This is a genomic window from Streptomyces sp. NPDC053493 (assembly GCF_044544825.1).
Taxonomy (GTDB): domain Bacteria; phylum Actinomycetota; class Actinomycetes; order Streptomycetales; family Streptomycetaceae; genus Streptomyces.
Window position 1 is genome coordinate 702,306 of record NZ_JBITXS010000002.1, and the last position, 16,768, is coordinate 719,073.

Sequence of the window (16,768 nt, forward strand, 5' to 3'; positions counted from 1 at the left end):
CCGCGGCCCGGTTTTCACCCCTCGGGGTTCTCCGCCGGGGCCGCGGCCGCCCGGCTCCGGCGGGCCGCCAGCGCGGCGTGGACGAGGACGCCGACGAAGAGGAACAGCACGCCCTGGTAGACGGCCGCGTAGCCGGAGCCGGCGACCAGCCACAGCGAGAAGCCGAAGGCGGCGAGCGCGAGCACGCCGTCGCGGACGAGACGGGCACGGGAGACCTGGTCCGACCGGCCGGAGAGCAGGAAGTGGATCTGGGCGGCGGTGGACAGGAGGTAGGGCACGGTGGCGGTGAAGGTGGTGACGAGGACGAGGATCTCGAAGACGCCCTGGGTGCCGGCCGTGTAGTTGTAGACCGTCAGGCACGAGGCGAGGACGACGGTGACGAGGACGCCGGCGGTGGGGACGCCGCGCCGCTTGACCGTGAAGACCTTCGGGAAGAGCCCGTCGCGGGCGGCGGCGTACGGCGCCTGGGCGCTGAGCAGGGTCCAGCCGTTGAGCGCGCCGAGCATGGAGACCATGGCCATGCAGGCGACGGCGGCGCCGCCCCAGGAGCCGCCGAACATGGCGTTCACGGCGTCGGAGAAGGGCGCGGTGGAGGTGACCAGCTTGTCGTGGGCGACGGTGCCGAAGACGGCGAGCGTGCCGAGCAGGTAGACGGCGGCGGCGCCGAGGGTGCCGAGGACGGTGGCGCGGCCGACGTTGCGGCGCGGGTCGCGGACCTCGCCGGCGCTGACGGCGGCGGACTCCACGCCGAGGTAGCTGAAGAGCAGGATCGCGGCGGAGGCGGAGACCGCGCCGAGCGGGCTGCCGCCGCCCGCCTGGAAGGGCCCGAGGTTGGCGCTGTCGAAGAAGAACAGGCCGCCGACGGCGACGAGGATCAGCGGCACGAACTTGAGCACGGTCGCGACCATCTGCACCGCGCCGACGTAGCGGGTGCCGGCCAGGTTGGCGAGCGCGGGCAGCCACTGGAAGAGCAGGGCGGCGGCGATCGTGGCGGCCTTCGACTCGTGGACGGGGACGAGCACGTCGAGGTAGCCGACGGCGGCGACGGCGAGGGCCGCGTTGGAGACCCAGGCCGTGATCCAGTACGACCAGGCGGCCAGGAATCCGGCGAAGTCGCCGAAGGCGGCGCGGGCGTAGACGTAGGGGCCGCCGGTGCGCGGGAGGCGGTGGGCGAGCCGGCCGAAGACGAGGGCGAGGGCGATCGCGCCGAGGGTGAGGACGCCGAAGGCGACGAGGCTGATGGTGCCGAAGGGCGCGACGGAGGCGGGGAGCAGGAAGATGCCGCCGCCGATGATGTTGCCCATGACGAGGGCGGTCGCGATCGGGAGTCCGAAGCGGCGGGCGTGCCGGCCGGAGTCCTGGTCGTGCTCCTCGCTCGGCGGGGCCGCGGCGGGTGCGGTACCGGTGGGCGCCGCGGGCGGTGCGGGGTCGGCCGGTGCGGGGCTGGGCGGTGCGGTCGGGGCCGTGCTCATGGGGGTGGTGCGCCTCTCGTCGTACAAACGCACTCATGGTCCGGATATCGAGACGGCGCTCCAAATCACCCGTTTTTGTCCCGCGCGACGGGCTCCTCGACCGGAAGAAACGCTTCCGCATCGCGCGTGGACGGGGAAATCTCCAGCGGCACCTGCGGACCCGCGCTCTCCCGCAGCCAGCCGCGCAGCACCTGGTGCACCTGCTCGGCGCCCACCAGCCCGGCCGGCGGAGCGGGCAGCTCGCGCGGCCGCAGCAGGAACGCGCGCGACTGCTCACCGCCCAGACCGCCGTGCGAACCGATCTGCTCCTCGAAGGCGTGCACGGTGCCGGTCTCCGGGTCGTACATCGAGTTGACCATGATGTCGGCGACGTGCGGGAAGCCGTCGGTGCGCCGTACGGCCTCGGCCGCGCCCGGGCCGAACCCGGCGAGCGGCCCGTCGTCGCCGTCGGTCAGCTCGGCCACCGGCACCTCCAGCCCGTCGCGGGCGAGCACCACCGAGCCGTGCTCCTCGCTCGCGACCAGCAGGAAGCCGATCCCCGGGTGGTGGGCGAGGGTGCGCAGCAGCGCCGGGTGCAGGCGGTCGATCTCCTCGCGGGTCATCCGGTGCGGCACGCCGGGGAACGAGACCAGGCCGAGGTTGCCGGAGGCGAGCACGAGCGGCTCGGGAGCCCGGGCCGCGGCCACCGCAGCCGCCCGGGCCGCCTCGGCGCCCTCCTCGCCCTCCTCGTCGACGGGCCGGTGCAGCGCGCTGCGCAGCGCGTCCCGGGCGGCGTCCCGGGCCTCCGAACCTCCGCCGGACTCCGCCCTGAGGTGCCCCCAGCGGGTGCGCCGCACCCGGCGCGGCACGGGCAGTCCGCAGCCGACCCGGACCAGGTCGCGCAGCGTCAGCCCGTACGCGGACTCGAAGGTCTCGCCCGGGCTCTGGCCGTGGTCGGAGAGCAGCACGATCCGGTACGGCCGGGGCGCGTGCTCGGCGACCTTGGCGACCAGGGCGACCGCCCGGTCCAGCCGCGCCAGGACCTGGTCGGTGTCCCGGCCGCGCGGCCCCGAGTGGTGGGCGACCTCGTCGTAGGCGACCAGGTCGGCGTAGACGGCGGTCCGCCCGGCCAGCATGTCGCCGATCACCGCGGCGACCACCACGTCCCGCTCGACGACGGTGGCGAAGGCCCGGACGAAGGGATAGAGGCCGCCGCGCGAGACCCGCGGCGACGCGCGGCGCAGCCGGGCGCGGAGCGACTGGACCATCTCGCGCACGACCTCGGCGACGAAGGAGCCGGCGGTGCGGACGGCGTTGGCGGGATCGGAGAAGTACGCGAAGTAGCCGGCCCGCGAGCGGTTGCGCCGGCCGCGGCGGGCGGCCGCCGTCAGGACCAGCGCGAGCTGGTCGGCGCCGCCGCTGAACAGGTTGCCGCGGGAGGCGCCGTCGAAGGTGAGCAGCCCGCCGTCGCCGGTGCGTTCGACGGCGCGGCGCTGGAGTTCGACCGCGCTCGCCGGCCGGTTGGAGACCATGAGCCGGCCGGTGTCCTTCTCGTACCAGCGGAAGGCGGGCACGTCCTCGTTGGAGCCGTGCAGGATGCCGAGCTGGCTGGCGCCGGTCTGGCTGGACCAGTCGGTGCGCCAGGAGGTGAGCGTGTGCGTGGTGGCGAGCCAGCCGGCGAGCGTGGGCATCCGGCCGTCGGCGACGGCGTCCTTCAGCACCTGGTGGCCGACGCCGTCGAGCTGGAGGAAGACGGTGCCGGGCACGGGCTCGGCGCCGTCGGTGCGGGCGATCCGCGGGCGGGTTCGGTCGGCGAGCCGGTAGAGGCGGCGCCGGTAGGCCTCGTCGTCGCGGACGGCGAGCGCGGTGGAGGTGGCCGAGGCCACCGCCGACATCACCGCGGCGACGACGACGGCGGTCTCGGGAGCGGCGGCGCCGCGGCCGTCGGGGATCAGCCAGAGCGCGACGAGCAGCAGCGAGCCGTTGAGGAAGAACACCAACAGGCCGAGCACGAGCGCCGGTACGAGCAGCAGTGCCCGCACGATCAACGGCCAGACCAGCGCGCCGAGCAGTCCGAAGGCGCCGGCGCCCCAGGCGGCGGTGAGCGCGGTGCGGGTGACGCTGTCGCCGTCGGCGGACTGGAGCCGGAAGTCGGGGAGGAGGCCGGCCAGGGCGAGGAGGGTGAGCGTGGAGACCGCCCACACCGTGATCACCCGCAGCAGGGCGCTGCCGGCGCTCCGCCAGCGGCCGGGGCCGTGCCCTCGCCGTTCACCCACGCCTCGTTCACCTTTCACCCGTTTCCTGCCCCCAGCGTGGCACAACGGCCTCGGGGCGCGGCGCCGGCGGCCGTCGGACCTGTGGCCCGTCGGAGGCCGTCGTCGCCTGTCGCGGGCCGTCGTGGCGCGGTTAGCCGTCGTGGCGCGGGAGCCGTCGTGGCGCGGGAGCCGTCCTCCGCGAGAAGCCGTCCGGGAGAAGCCGTGGCTCAGCAGCCGTCGTAACCGGCGGTGGGCATGGAGAGCCTGCGGTGCACGCCGGCCTTCATCGGCGCGTCGTACGCCGGTTCGTCGAACCCGGCGGTTTCCAGCCGGACTCCGCGCCGCTCGCATTCGGCGAAGAACTCCGTCACGTCCGTCAACGCGCGGGCGAGCACGCGCTCGTTGGGAGCGACGAAGAGGTCCACGGCGCCCTCCTCGACATCGGCCCACAGCGCGTCGTGGTCGGGCCTGATGCCGTAGCAGAACAGCTGCCTTGTCACCACGTATCCCCGGGCGCGCGCCCAGCGGACGCACATGGCGTGCTGGCTTCGGGTGTCGACCAGGAAGGGGTCGTCGTCGAGCTCTTCGAGCGGGGTGAGGCTGGCGATCGCCGCCACCCGAACGTCGTCCATGGAGGGACCCTACTGCGTCGCGTGACGCCCGAGGAGAGGTTCGGTATACCAAGCACGCCGGTGCGGGGTCCGAGGGCGGCCGGCGGGGCGAGGACCGGCCCCTCCCGTGGTCCCGGACATCTACCCTCGTTACGGAGGGGGCCGGCCGGCGGGCACGGGCGGCCCGGGCCACGGACAGGAGAGGGCGGCGGCGCCGGTGGAGATCACCTGGTGGGGTCATGCCACGTGCACGGTCGAGGACTCCGGGATCCGCTTCCTGACCGACCCGCTCTTCGCGCGCCGGCTCGCGCACCTGCGGCGCCGGCGCGGCGCGCTGCCGCCGCCCGAGGCGGCGCGGGCCGAGGCCGTCCTCGTCTCGCACCTGCACGCCGACCACCTCCACCTGCCCTCGCTCGCCCGGCTCGCACCGGGCACCCGCGTGATCGTGCCGCGCGGCGCGCCCGCGGCCCTGCCCGCGCTGCGCCGGCTCGGCGCGGGCGGACTGCGGCTGACGGAGCTGGCGCCGGGCGAGGAGGCGAGCGTGGAGGGCGTGACCGTACGGGCCGTGCCCGCGCGGCACGACGGGCGCCGGCTGCCCGTGGGCCCGCACCGCTCGCCCGCGCTCGGTTACGTCCTGGAGGGCGAGGCCCGCACCTACTTCGCCGGTGACACCGGCCTGTTCGACGCCATGGCGGAAGCGGTCGGGCCGGTGGACGTGGCCCTGCTGCCGGTCGGCGGCTGGGGACCGTACCTCGGCCACGGTCACCTGGACGCGGCCCGCGCCGCCGAGGCCCTCGCGGCGCTGGCCCCGGCCGCCGCGGTGCCCGTGCACTACGGCACGTACTGGCCGATCGGGCTCGACGCGGTCCGGCCGCACGAGTTCCACTCCCCCGGCCACGAGTTCGTCCGCCACGCGGCCCGGCTGGCCCCGAAGGTGGCGGTCCACCTGCTGGGCCACGGTGAGCGCGTGCGGCCGGAGGTGGCCCGGTGAGGCACCCGAAGCCGCCGATGCGGGCGGCCGGGACAGGCCGTGCGGCAGCCGGTGCGGGCCCGGCGGGCGGAGCGGGCGGACCGGGCGAGACGCACCCGGCGGGCGGTGCCGGCGGCGCCGGCCTTGCGGCGGGCGGTGCCGGCGGGGCGGCGCAGGCAAGGTGCGGGCGGTGATCGAGCGGATGCTCGCGGCGGTGCGGGAGCTGCCGCCGGAGTCCACGCAGCAGGCGGTCGGCTATCCCTCCCTCTTCCTGCTCGTGGCGCTCGGCGCGCTGGTGCCGGTGGTGCCGACCGGCGCGATCGTGAGCTCGGCCGCGGTGGTCGCCTTCCACCAGACCGCGCCGCTCTCGCTGCTCTTCGTCTTCCTGGTGGCCTCCTTCGCCGCGTTCCTCGGCGATCTGGCGCTGTACTGGCTCGGGCAGCGCGGTGTCAGGTCCCGCAACGGCTCGCGCTGGCTGGCCGCCCTGCGCGGCCGGGTGACACCGGAGCGCCTCGCGCAGGCGCAGGAACAGCTGGAGAGCCACCAGGTGCCCGTGCTCGTCCTCTCGCGGCTGCTGCCGGCGGGCCGGATCCCGGTGATGCTGGCCTGTCTGCTCGCCGGGATGCCGCTGCGGCGGTTCGCGCGCGGTGATCTCCCGGCCTGTCTGGCGTGGGCGGCGACGTACCAGCTGATCGGCATCCTGGGCGGTTCGCTCTTCGCCGAGCCGTGGCAGGGCGTGGTGGCCGCGGTCGGGCTCACCGTGCTCGTCAGCGCCGTGCCCGCGCTGTGGCGCCGGCTGCGCCGCCCGCACCGGGGCGCGCGCTCACAACAGGCGGACCGCTCGGACCACTCAGGGAACGAGCACGCGTGAGGCGCCGACCGGGAGGTCCCACAGGTCCTCGCGGGGCAGTCCGGCCTTCTCCCAGGCGGCCCGGACCCGGCCGAGCGGTTCGAGCACGGGCTCGGAGGAGAGCACGAAGGTCGCCCAGTGCATGGGGGCCATCCGGCGCGCGCCGAGGTCCTGGAAGGCGCGCACGGCCTCCTCGGGATCGGTGTGGACGTCCCTGAGCCACCAGCGCGGGTCGTAGGCGCCGATCGGCAGCAGGGCGAGGTCGATGCCGGGCCTGCGGCGGCCGATCTCGGCGAACCAGTGGCCGTAGCCCGTGTCGCCCGCGAAGTAGACGCGCCGTCCCGCGCGGTCGGTGAGCACCCAGCCGCCCCACAGCGAGCGGCAGGTGTCGAGCAGGGTGCGCTTGGACCAGTGGTGGGCGGGGACGAAGTCGAAGCGCACGCCGTCGAGTTCGGCCGCCTCCCACCAGTCCAGCTCGGTGACGCGGCTGAAGCGGCGGCGGGTGAACCAGCGGCCGAGTCCGGCCGGCACGAAGACGGGCGTGTGGCGCGGCAGCCGTTTGAGCGTGGGCGCGTCGAGGTGGTCGAAGTGGTTGTGGCTGATGACGACGGCGTCCACCGGCGGCAGGTCCTCCCAGCGGACGCCCACCGGGGTGAGCCGGGCCGGGGTGCCGAGGATGCGGCGGGACCAGACCGGGTCGGTGAGGACGGTGAGGCCGCCGATCCGCAGCACCCAGCTGGCGTGTCCGGCCCAGGTGACGGCCACGTCGTCCGGACCGGCCTCGGGCAGCGGGCCGGGCTCGAACGGCAGCAGCGGGATGTCGCGGAGCCCTTCCGGCCCCGGGCGGACGGCGCCCTCCCGGGCGAGTCGCGCCATGGCGCGGACGCCGGGCAGCGGCGCGGTGAGGCGGTCGGTGAAGCTGCGCGGCCAGTCGCGGCGCAGCCGGCCGAGCGGCTGGAGCCCGTTCGCGGCGGGCCGCGGGTCGGCGTCCGGGGCCTGGGGCGTGCGGCCGGAGTGCGGGGCCCGGGATGGCCCGGCCGTCTGTTCCGTCATGTCGGCGGCCTCCGTCTGGTGCGTCAACCGTGGTGTCCGTCGGGCGTCGTCGTATCGGTCTTCCGGGCGGCGGCGAACCGCCGCCCCGGTCAGGTCAGTTCGTCGAGGGCGGCTCCGAAGGATTCCAACGCGGCCGCCACGTGGGGCAGTTCCTCGGGCCGCGGTGCGGTGAGGGCTTCCGTCCGTTCCTCCTCGGTCCTTCCCAGGAGGGCCGCGGTGTCGAACCGGACGCGCAGTGCGCCGAGTTCGTCGCCGAAGCGGTGGCCGCCGGGCACCGGGGTGCCGAGCCGGCCGGTGAGGTGGGTCTCGAGTTCGAGGGAGTCGGTGACGCCGCGGGCGCCGAGCCCGGCACGCAGCGGGCCGAGGTCGGCGTAGAGGTGCCGGCCGGCCTGCGGGGGCCGGGCGAGGGCGCCGGCCGTGAGCACCGCGTGGTGGGCGGCGGCGGCCACCCGCCCGTGCAGGTGGGCGGTGAGCCGGGCCCGTACGGTGACGTCCTCGGGTTCGTCGAGGGCGTGGGCGGCGGCCGGGGCGAAGGGGCCGGGGACTTGGGCGCCGAGCGCGGTGAGGATGTCGAGCGTACGGGCCCTGCGGTCGCCGTACCGGTCGCCGCGGGAGGCGGCGGTGGGCGGGAAGCGGGCGACGGCCAGGGGCCAGGCGGCGGGAGCGAGGGCGCCGGCCAGGTCGGTGAGCACGGTGACGTCGTCGGGGCACATCTCGGCGGGGCTGAGCAGCACGGTCTCCTGGGGCCGGTGCAGGGTGTCGCGCCAGGTCTCGTCGCTGATGATGTGCAGGCCCTCGGCGACGGCGGCCTCGCAGGCCTCGCGGACGATCTCGGGCGGGGCGACGGTGGCGGTCGGGTCGTCGGCGACGGACAGCAGCAGCAGCCGCGGGCTGCCGCCCTCGGCGCGCACCCGTCGCACGGTCTCCAGGAGCGCGTACGGGTCGGGCACGCCGCCGCACTCGGCCGGGGTGGGCACGTGGTAGGCGGGGCGGCCGAGGAGCCGGGCCTGCGGGGTCCACCAGGCGGGGCAGGGCCGGGGCAGCAGCAGGTCGCCGCCGTGGGCGGCGATCAGGGCGAGGAGCAGCGGTGGTGCGCCGGGCGCGGCGACGACGTCCTCGGCGTGGGTGCGCAGTCCGCGCCGCCACCAGTAGCCGGCGGCGGCCTCGCGCAGCACGGGGCCGCCGCCGGGTGGTTCGGGAGCGGCGCGGTCGGCCGCGGCGGCGAGCAGGGCGGCGAGGCCGGGCAGCACGGGCAGGCCGGGTTCCGGCGCCGGAGGCCCGTAGCGCACCGGGCCGCGGCCTTCCGGGACGGTCTGCCTCATGACCCGACTCCTCCTTGGCGCGCGCCTGCACCGGGGCGTCCGGGAGCGACGCCCCTGTGCCCTTTATACGGAGGTTCGGCGGGTTTCGCCGCTCATGCGACGGTGACGGGGTGCCGGACGATCCCGTTGAAGAGGTAGCCCTGCGTGTTGGGGACGGCTCGTTCGGGCTGGGTGTTGCCGGCCGCGTCGGTGGTGCGGGAGAGCAGGGTGGCGGGGCCGGTGCGGTGCGGGTGCCAGGGCGTGCTCCAGCGCACCCAGCCGTCGCGGCGCGGGGTGTCCAGGAGGCGGGCCGGGCGCCAGTGGGCGCCGCCGTCGGTGGAGACCTCGACCTGGCGCACGGGCGCGAGCGCGGACCAGGCGCGGCCGGTGAGCCGGTGGGTGCGGCCCGCCTCCAGGGTGGCGCCGAAGGGCAGCTCGTAGGCGCTCTTGAGGGTCTGGGTGGTGAGCGGCGCGCTGCCGCCGGGCGGGTGGGCGGCGCCGAAGAGCCGGTAGTAGTCGGTGGACCAGGGCGAGGCGAGCGGCGTGCGGGACACCTCGATGTCGCCCAGCCACTTGATCGACGCGATGCCGACCCAGGACGGCACGAGGAGTCTGACCGGGTGGCCGTGGTCGTACGGGAGCGGCTCGCCGTTCATCTCGTAGGCGAGGACGCAGTCGTCCAGGGCCTTGGCGACGGGCAGCGGGCGGCGGACCCGGCCCAGGTTGACGCCGCCGGTCACGTACTCGTCGTCCAGGCCGCGCGGCTGCACGTCGACGGCGTCGGCGGCGATCCCGGCGCGTCGCAGCACGTCGGAGAGCCGGGCGCCGCGCCAGCGGGCGGCGCCGACGGCGCCGAGGGTCCAGGAGGTGCCGGTGACGGTCTCGCCCTGCTGGGTGGTGTAGAGGCTGCGGCCGTTTCCGGCGCACTCGACCAGGGCCGTGCGGGTGACGGCGGGCAGGTCGCGCAGCTGTCCGTAGCTGAACTGGACCGGGCCGCGGCCGTGCAGTCCGTCGCCCCACACGGTGAGGCGCCAGGTGGCGGCGTCGAGGACCGGGGTGGAGGTGTGGTTGCGGACGAAGAAGCGGGCGGCGGGCGTGAGCGGTCCGGTGTCGGCGAAGCTCTCGAACCGCGCCTCGGCGTTCGTGCCGCGGATCGTGAAGTGCTCGGGCGGGAGCGGCTTGACGATTCCGGGCGCGGGCGACGCCGCGGGCGCGGCAGTGCCGGCGGCGGTTTCGGCGGCGGCGGCCTCCGCCGCCCTCGCGCCCGGGGCGGCGAGGGCGGACAGCACGGGAGCGGCGGCGAGCGACTTCAGGAGGGTGCGGCGGGCGGGCACGGGCTTCTCCTCGGCACGTCGAGTGCGGGTCGGGTGCGGATCAGCTGACGGTCGGGGCACACCCTAGGGGTGCGACGGGGGCCGGGACGGCCAGTTCACGGTCCTGTCACACGGAGATCCGTCAGGTCGGCCGGCACAACGACCGTGCGGGCGGGCGATGTTGGCCGGTGTCCACATGGTGAGAATGGGGTCTCACATATCGAATGACCGGCGTACGGTGATCACACCCACTCAGCCGAAGGAGTCCGGTCATGTCGCAGCCGAAGTCGCCGTCGCAGCCGAAGTCGCCGTCCACCACTCCGCACGAGACCGCCGTCTACACCCACGGGCACCACGAGTCCGTGCTGCGGTCCCACACCTGGCGCACCGTCGAGAACTCCGCCGCCTATCTGATCCCCGCGCTGCGGCCGGGCCTGGACGTCCTGGACGTGGGCTGCGGGCCGGGCACCATCAGCGCCGATCTGGCCGCGCGGGTCGCGCCCGGCCGGGTGACGGCGGTGGACGCGGCGGAGGACGTCCTGGCGAAGGCCCGGGCCGCGGCCGTCGAACAGGGCGTGGACAACGTGGAGTTCGCGGTCGCCGACGTCCACGCGCTGGACTTCCCGGACGACTCCTTCGACATCGTCCACGCCCACCAGGTGCTGCAGCACGTGGGCGATCCGGTGCAGGCGCTGCGCGAGATGCGCCGGGTGTGCCGGCCCGGCGGTGTGGTCGCCGCCCGGGACAGCGACTACGGCGCCTTCACCTGGTTCCCCGAGCAGCCGGGCCTGGACCGCTGGCAGGCGCTGTACCGGCGGGTGGCCGCCGCCAACGGCGGCGAACCCGACGCCGGCCGCCGCCTGCTGTCCTGGGCGCACGAGGCCGGCTTCACCGACGTCACCGCCTCGGCCGGCGTCTGGTGCTTCGCCACTCCGGAGGACCGCGCCTGGTGGAGCGGCCTGTGGGCCGACCGGACCGTCGAGTCGGTCTACGCCCGGCTGGCCGTCGAGAGCGGCCACGCCACCCCCGAGGACCTGACGGCGATCGCGGAGGCGTGGCGGGCCTGGGGCGAGGACGACGACGCCTGGTTCATGGTCCCGCACGGCGAGATCCTGTGCCGGGTGTGAGGCCCGGACCTCGGCGCGCGGGCCGGGCCACCGCCCCGGCCGCCCCGCCCGTCCCGCTCGCCCCGGCCGTCGCGCTCGCCTCGCCGGCGACCGGCCAGGGCGACCCTGCTCAGCTCGGGCGCATCCGGAACTCGTAGGCGTCGGGCAGCGGTTCGTCCGTGATGCGCGACCAGAGCTCGCCCAGTTCCTCGGCGCCCTCGCGCAGGTCGGCGACCTCGAAGCCCGCGTCGAAGACGGCGCGGGCCTCCGCCCTCCGGTCCTCCGCCAGGAGCAGCCGGGCCTCCAGGTAGCGGAAGGCGCCGCGGGAGCGGACCTCGTCCGGCAGGCGGGACAGAACCGTCCGCGCCTCGGCCGGGCGGCCCGCGTCGAGGAGGGCCGTGACCGCCTCGCGCCCGAGCGCGGCGGTGACGTGCGGGTCGCCGCCGTACTGCTCCTCGCAGGCCTCCGCGTACCGCTCGGCCGCCCGCTCCGGGTGACCGCCCTCCCGGTCGGCCACCGCCAGGCAGTAGAGCAGCGGCCAGCGCTCGGCCGCGTTCTTCAGGCCGCGCTCCCAGCTCCGTACCGCCTGGGCCTGATCGCCCGCCGCCCACTGGGCGACGCCCAGGTGGTATTCGGTCACCGGATCGGCCGGGGCCGTCTCCAGCATGTCCCGCCACGCGTCGGAGACCGGGGTCTGGGCGGGTGCGGCCGAGGGCTCCGGGCCCGGATCCGGGAGCGCGCCCGTACGCAGCAGGTGGAGCCACGGCCGCTGCTCCTCGCCGAGCAGCGACTCCTCGAAGGGCGTGCCGGGCAGGTCGTGACGCCCGCGCAGCACTTCGAGCGCGCCCCAGCCGGAACCGGTCGCAAGGCGCGGGCCGGGCGCGGCGTCGGCGGCGACGGCGCGCCACCGCTCGTACGCCGTGTCGACCTCCGCGCGCGGCAGCGCCCGGCCGAGCGCGTCCTCCACGCCGGCGCGGGCCGCGGCCCAGTCCGTCCCGTGCACGGCGGCCGGGTCGGCGGCCAGCGGCCCGTACGTCTCCAGCCAGGACACCTCCGCTCCCGCCTCCAGCTCCGGGTGCTCCAGCTGGGTGCGGGCGAGTCCGGCCTGGATCTCGGCGTAGCCCGGGCTGCCGGGCTCGCTGAGCCACTCCTGCCAGCGGCGGCCGCCACGTCCCGTGCCCCACAGGAACAGCTTCCGGCCGAGCAGGCCGTCCGTGGAGGTCTGCACGAGCCCGTGCCCGGCGTCGTCGAGCGCGGCGATCCAGCGCCGCTGCCCGTCCGGCAGCGCGTAGAAGTAGTCGGCGGCGTGCGTGCCGCGCAGCGGGTACGTGGTGTCGGCGCCGTCCTCGGTACGGGGCACGGTGACGCGGCGCAGGGCGTGCGCGTAGCCGAAGTGCCAGGCGGTGTCGGCGGGAACGAGGACGCGGCGGTCCTCGGGGACGGCCGCGTTGGACCACCAGGAGCAGGGCACGGCCCGCTCGTGCGGATTGCGGATCCGGACTCCGACGCGCAGGTGCTCCGCGCCGTCCGGCAGCCACAGGTCGACCTGGAACGGCAGGTCGCGCAGCCGTTCCCACTCCCACAGCCGCAGCATCTCGCCGCCGTCGGGCGCGGGGACGACCGCCGCGTGGAGCGGGGCGCAGGCCAGCGTCGTGTGGCCGCGGGCGCCGATGTTCCACTCGATGCCGCCGGAGAACCAGGCGCCGTTGAGCGCGAACGCGGCGGGCTGCAACACCGGGTTGCGGTAGAGCAGTTCGCGGCCGGTCGGCTTGTGCAGGAGCGAGTGGACGCGGCCGCCGAGGCCCGGGAGCACGGTGACGCGCAGCAGGTCGTTCTCGATCACGATCGTGTCGAGCGCGGTGGGTGTGCGCTCGCGTCCGTATCCGTCGCGGATCCGGACGGGCAGGAGGGTGCGCAGCGGGGCGTGGCCGAGCTGCCGTGCCATGTCGCGCGGCAGAGCGGACCGGTCGCGTCCGTCGACCGCGGGAGTTCCGGCCCCGCCGAGCAGGCGCAGCGCGGGCAGGGGGTTGTCCGGGCCCAGCGGCGCCGCGGGCAGGGTGAGTACGGCACGTCGTACGGTCGTCATGTCGACCATGGAACACGGCCGGACCACCGCTGGCCAGAGGGTGGACAACGGCCTGACGACCGCTTGACCGAGAAATTCCGTTGCGGGCCGCGGGGGCCTCCGTAGGCTCAGGTCATGAGCACGCAGCAGACGCAGCACACCTACCGGGTGATCGTCCGGGGCACGTTCGACGGACTGTCGGAGGAGAGCCGGCGCCGGCTGCTCGCCGAGGTCGACGCGCACGGCCTGACGGCCATGCAGTTCACCGAGGAGGGCTCCCTCGCCTACGACCGTACCCTGAAGCACTTCTCGTACCGGCTGGTCGTCGTGTCGGACGCGGCGGACGGCGAGGAGATGGCCGGGGCGATCGCGGAGGACCGGGTGGAGTCGGCGCTGAGGGAGCTGGGGCACGGCTTCAAGGGGCTGAGGTCGACGGTCACCGACCTGGACACCATGAAGATCAACTACAAGCGCTGAGCCGCGCGGGCGGTGGCCGGAGGAGCAGTGGGGCGCAGGAAGCGTCCGCGGGCTCAGGAAGCTTCCGCGAGAGCTCAGGCAGCGTCGGCGGTGACGGCCCAGCGCTCGTGGTCCCGCCAGGCGCCGTCGATGAACAGCATCGCGGGCGAGAAGCCCTCCAGCCGGAATCCGGCCCGCCGCACGAGCGCGCGGGAGGCGGTGTTGCCCGGCTGGATGTTCGCCTCCAGACGGTGCAGCCCGAGCGGCCCGAAGGCGTACGCGAGGACGAGCCCGAGGCCCTCCGACAGCAGCCCGCGCCCGGCGGCGTGCGCGAACGCGCCGTATCCGAGGGCGCCGGAGAGGAAGGCGCCCCGGACGATGTTGTTGATGTTGACGAAGCCGGCGATCCCGCCGCCCGCCCGCTCGCACACGAGCAGCCCGACCCGGGCCGGGTCGTCGATCAGCCGGCGGGCGTAGGAGTCGTACGCCTCCTCCGTCAGCGGCGGAAAGAGCCAGGGCTCGTGCAGCGCACGGCTCTCCCGGGCACGGGCCGTGAACTCCGGACCGTCAGCGAGCGTGAACCCGCGCAGCCCGACCCGCGGCCCCACACCGAGATACGGTCCGAGATCACCCGACATGCCCTCAGGCTAGCGGCCGAGGGAGCACCGGGGACGGTGGGGAGGACCTGGTGCGGCCGGGACCGCCGGCGCGCGGTCAGCGGCGGGCCGCCAGGACGCGGGCCGGGCAGGGTTCGTGGTTCTTGACGACGCCCACCACCACGCGGCGGCGGGGGCCACGGGCGGTGCCCGGGGCCGGGTGCTGGGTGCAGACGCGCCAGTTCGGCGGCCAGAGCACGCGGCGGTCGCCGCCGCCCACGTCGTGGACGTCCAGGCGGGTGCGCGGATCGAGGGCGGTGAGGACCCGCCACAGGCCCTTGCCGAGGAAGTCGGGCATGGGCTGCGGGGCCCGCTCCCGGGCCCGCTCCCGGACCCGTTCCTCCCGGCCCTCCAGGGCGGTGGCCGACTCCGACGAGCTGACCGCCACCGCGGCGAGCGCGAGAGCGGCGCCCGCGACGACGACGGTGGCCCGCCTCACTCGTACCTCCGGGCGACGGCGGTGCTCGACGTCTCCTTGCGACTCATGGCCGGCCCTCTCCTCCGTGATCGGTCCCCTCAGGATGGGCCGATTCGCACGCCGGGGCGGCGGCGGAGCGACCGTACGAGTGACTTGTCAGACAAGGCTCGGCGGATACGGTGGACGTGAGCACAGGTGCGGTACGAGCCCGAGGAGGATCCGTGGCAGCCGGCGGACAGCAGCGGCGACCGGTCGTCGCGCTCTACGAGCGGATCGCGGACGCCATCCACGACGGCACCTATCCGCCCGGCTCCACGCTGCCCTCCGAGCCCAAGCTCGCGGGCGAGCTGGGCGTGAGCCGCCCCGCGCTCCGGGAGGCGCTGCTGCTGCTCCAGGAGGACGGTCTCCTCACCGTACGGCGCGGGGTCGGCCGCACGGTCAACGCCCACCCGCCGCGGCGGGGCTTCGAGCAGATCCAGCCGCTGGAGGAGCTGCTCGGGACGGCGGACGGGCCGCTGCGGGTGCGCGGTCTGCTGCGGTCCGTGGAGGAGCCCACCGACTTCACCACCCAGCACCTGCTCGCGCCGGCCGGGGCCGAGCTGCGCTTCTGGGAGACCGTGTTCGCCGGCGAGGCGGGGCCGGCGGCCCTCAGTCACGAGTGGGCGGCGGCCGACGAGGTCCTGGAGCGGGCGCACCCGGCCTTCGCGCAGGCGCTGCGGACGACGGCCGCGCCCGAGCGGACCTCGCTGCTCGCGGTGCTCACGGGCGCCTCGCGGGGCGTGCCGCTGGCCGCGCACAGCGCGGTCACGGCCACGCTGCTCGGGCGCCGCCGCGGCGAGCAGCTGGGCCGTTCCGCCGACACGCCCGCGGTCCTGGTCACCCAGGTGGTCCGGGCCGACGGCGTGCCCGTGCTCGCGGCGAAGCACATGCTCCCGACGGGCGCGCCGGCGCTGCCGGTGCTCCAGTCGAACTGAGCCGCGGCGCCCGTCCCGAAGCCCGGCGCATCCATGACGGCGCCGAGGCCGTCCACGCCCGCCCACTCAGGGCGCACACGCCCTGCCGGGCCGCGGCGCCGGGTCCGGTGGCAGCCGTCACACCACCGCGCCCTCCGCGTGGCGTACACTTCCCCGCCATGCACTTGTCTGACAACCTCACCGCGTCCACCGCTCCCGCCTCCTCCCCCGCCGTCGCCGACTGGATCCGGCGGGCCCCGAAGGCCGTCCTGCACGACCACCTCGACGGCGGGCTGCGCCCCGCGACCATCGTCGAGCTGGCGCGGGCCTGCGGATACACCGGGCTGCCCACCGAGGACCCGGCCGAGCTGGCGGTGTGGTTCCGTGAGGCCGCCGACTCCGGTTCGCTGGAGCGGTATCTGGAGACCTTCGCCCACACCTGCGCGGTGATGCAGACCCGCGAGGCGCTGACGCGGATCGCGGCCGAGTGCGCCGAGGACCTGGCGGCCGACGGCGTCGTCTACGCCGAGGTCCGCTACGCCCCCGAGCAGCACCTCGAGGGCGGGCTGACGCTGGACGAGGTCGTCGAGGCCGTGAACGACGGCTTCCGCGAGGGCGAGGCCCGCACCGGCGGCCGGATCACCGTCCGGACGCTGCTCACCGGCATGCGGCACACCGACCGCTCGCTGGAGATAGCGCGGCTCACCGTCGCCCACCGGGACAACGGCGTGGCGGGCTTCGACATCGCGGGCGGCGAGATCGGCAACCCGCCGGCCCGCCACCTGCCGGCCTTCCAGCACCTGAAGCGCGAGAACTGCCACTTCACCATCCACGCCGGCGAGGCCGTCGGCGCGGAGTCGATCCACGAGGCCGTGCAGGTCTGCGGCACGGAGCGGATCGGCCACGGCGTGCGGATCACCGACGACATCGCCGAGGACGGCACGCTGGGCCGGCTCGCCGCCTACGTGCGGGACAACCGGATCGCGCTGGAGGTCTGCCCGACCTCCAACCTCCAGACGGGCGCGGCCAAGGACTACGCCTCGCACCCGATCGACGAGCTGCGCCGCCTGGGCTTCCGCATCACCCTGAACACCGACAACCGCCTGGTCTCCGGCACCACCATGAGCGAGGAGTTCCAGCACATGGCGGACGCGTTCGGCTACGGCCCGGAGGTCTTCGAGGAGTTCACGGTCGCCGCCCTGGAGTCCGCCTTCCTCCCGCTCCCGGACCGCACCCGTCTCGTCACCGAGGTGATCCGCCCGGCCTACGCGGCCCTCAAGGCCCAGGCCGTCTAGGGCTCGTCCGGCGAC

Annotated in this window: 15 protein-coding genes; 6 read left to right on the forward strand and 9 right to left on the reverse strand. The window is 75.6% G+C overall.

Translation table 11 applies throughout. From position 1 onward, the window contains the following. Nucleotides 1–14: 14 nt before the first annotated feature. The 3 genes from ACIGO8_RS08930 to ACIGO8_RS08940 form a co-directional block, all read right to left on the reverse strand. Nucleotides 15–1,472 (reverse strand): amino acid permease, encoded by a 1,458-nt coding sequence (locus ACIGO8_RS08930; RefSeq protein ID WP_399726117.1) that lies wholly within the window; start codon nt 1,470–1,472, stop codon nt 15–17. Nucleotides 1,473–1,537: 65 nt separating this feature from the next. Continuing rightward, a complete protein-coding gene (locus tag ACIGO8_RS08935) occupies nt 1,538–3,727 on the reverse strand; it encodes a phage holin family protein (RefSeq protein ID WP_399726119.1) in 2,190 nt (729 codons plus the stop codon). A gap of 206 nt (nt 3,728–3,933) precedes the next feature. Further along, entirely contained in the window at nt 3,934–4,338 is a 405-nt protein-coding gene (locus ACIGO8_RS08940) for a recombinase family protein (protein WP_399726122.1), read from the reverse strand. Nucleotides 4,339–4,534: 196 nt separating this feature from the next. On the opposite strand from ACIGO8_RS08940, the gene ACIGO8_RS08945 reads away from it, so the two are divergent. Together ACIGO8_RS08945 and ACIGO8_RS08950 are read left to right on the forward strand one after the other, a co-directional pair. Next, nucleotides 4,535–5,308, forward strand: coding sequence for an MBL fold metallo-hydrolase (locus ACIGO8_RS08945; protein WP_399726125.1), 774 nt, complete (start codon nt 4,535–4,537; stop codon nt 5,306–5,308). Between the two features lie 181 nt (nt 5,309–5,489). Beyond that, on the forward strand, nt 5,490–6,158 hold the full coding sequence (locus ACIGO8_RS08950; RefSeq protein WP_399726812.1) for a DedA family protein: 669 nt from the start codon (nt 5,490–5,492) through the stop codon (nt 6,156–6,158). On the opposite strand, the gene ACIGO8_RS08955 is transcribed toward ACIGO8_RS08950, so the two are convergent. From ACIGO8_RS08955 to ACIGO8_RS08965, 3 genes are all read right to left on the reverse strand, one after another. After that, complete coding sequence (locus ACIGO8_RS08955) at nt 6,138–7,190, reverse strand: MBL fold metallo-hydrolase (protein WP_399726127.1); 1,053 nt, start codon at nt 7,188–7,190, stop codon at nt 6,138–6,140. The genes ACIGO8_RS08950 and ACIGO8_RS08955 overlap by 21 nt on opposite strands. An 89-nt stretch (nt 7,191–7,279) precedes the next feature. Then, a complete protein-coding gene (locus ACIGO8_RS08960) occupies nt 7,280–8,512 on the reverse strand; it encodes an aminotransferase class I/II-fold pyridoxal phosphate-dependent enzyme (protein ID WP_399726129.1) in 1,233 nt (410 codons plus the stop codon). Between the two features lie 92 nt (nt 8,513–8,604). Continuing rightward, a complete protein-coding gene (locus ACIGO8_RS08965) occupies nt 8,605–9,825 on the reverse strand; it encodes a sulfite oxidase (RefSeq protein WP_399726132.1) in 1,221 nt (406 codons plus the stop codon). Nucleotides 9,826–10,076: 251 nt separating this feature from the next. Between ACIGO8_RS08965 and ACIGO8_RS08970 the strand changes: the two genes are divergently transcribed. Continuing rightward, nucleotides 10,077–10,931 carry a methyltransferase domain-containing protein gene (locus ACIGO8_RS08970; RefSeq protein WP_399726135.1) on the forward strand — a complete coding sequence of 285 codons (855 nt, stop codon included), beginning with the start codon at nt 10,077–10,079 and terminating at the stop codon, nt 10,929–10,931. A gap of 109 nt (nt 10,932–11,040) precedes the next feature. On the opposite strand, the gene ACIGO8_RS08975 is transcribed toward ACIGO8_RS08970, so the two are convergent. Then, nucleotides 11,041–12,996: a DUF5107 domain-containing protein gene (locus tag ACIGO8_RS08975; protein ID WP_399726138.1), complete on the reverse strand. Its 1,956-nt coding sequence runs from the start codon at nt 12,994–12,996 to the stop codon at nt 11,041–11,043. Nucleotides 12,997–13,110: 114 nt separating this feature from the next. On the opposite strand from ACIGO8_RS08975, the gene ACIGO8_RS08980 reads away from it, so the two are divergent. Further along, a complete protein-coding gene (locus ACIGO8_RS08980) occupies nt 13,111–13,452 on the forward strand; it encodes a DUF6204 family protein (RefSeq protein WP_399726140.1) in 342 nt (113 codons plus the stop codon). A gap of 74 nt (nt 13,453–13,526) precedes the next feature. Here ACIGO8_RS08980 and ACIGO8_RS08985 read toward each other — a convergent pair whose 3' ends face one another. Beyond that, a complete protein-coding gene (locus ACIGO8_RS08985; protein WP_399726143.1) occupies nt 13,527–14,069 on the reverse strand; it encodes a GNAT family N-acetyltransferase in 543 nt (180 codons plus the stop codon). 76 nt (nt 14,070–14,145) lie between these two features. Next, the gene (locus ACIGO8_RS08990) at nt 14,146–14,526 is read right to left on the reverse strand and encodes a hypothetical protein (RefSeq protein WP_399726145.1); all 381 of its coding nucleotides are present in this window, start codon (nt 14,524–14,526) and stop codon (nt 14,146–14,148) included. 200 nt (nt 14,527–14,726) lie between these two features. On the opposite strand from ACIGO8_RS08990, the gene ACIGO8_RS08995 reads away from it, so the two are divergent. Continuing rightward, a complete protein-coding gene (locus ACIGO8_RS08995; protein ID WP_399726148.1) occupies nt 14,727–15,479 on the forward strand; it encodes a GntR family transcriptional regulator in 753 nt (250 codons plus the stop codon). A gap of 158 nt (nt 15,480–15,637) precedes the next feature. Continuing rightward, entirely contained in the window at nt 15,638–16,753 is a 1,116-nt protein-coding gene (locus ACIGO8_RS09000; protein WP_399726151.1) for an adenosine deaminase, read from the forward strand. Nucleotides 16,754–16,768 lie beyond the last annotated feature (15 nt).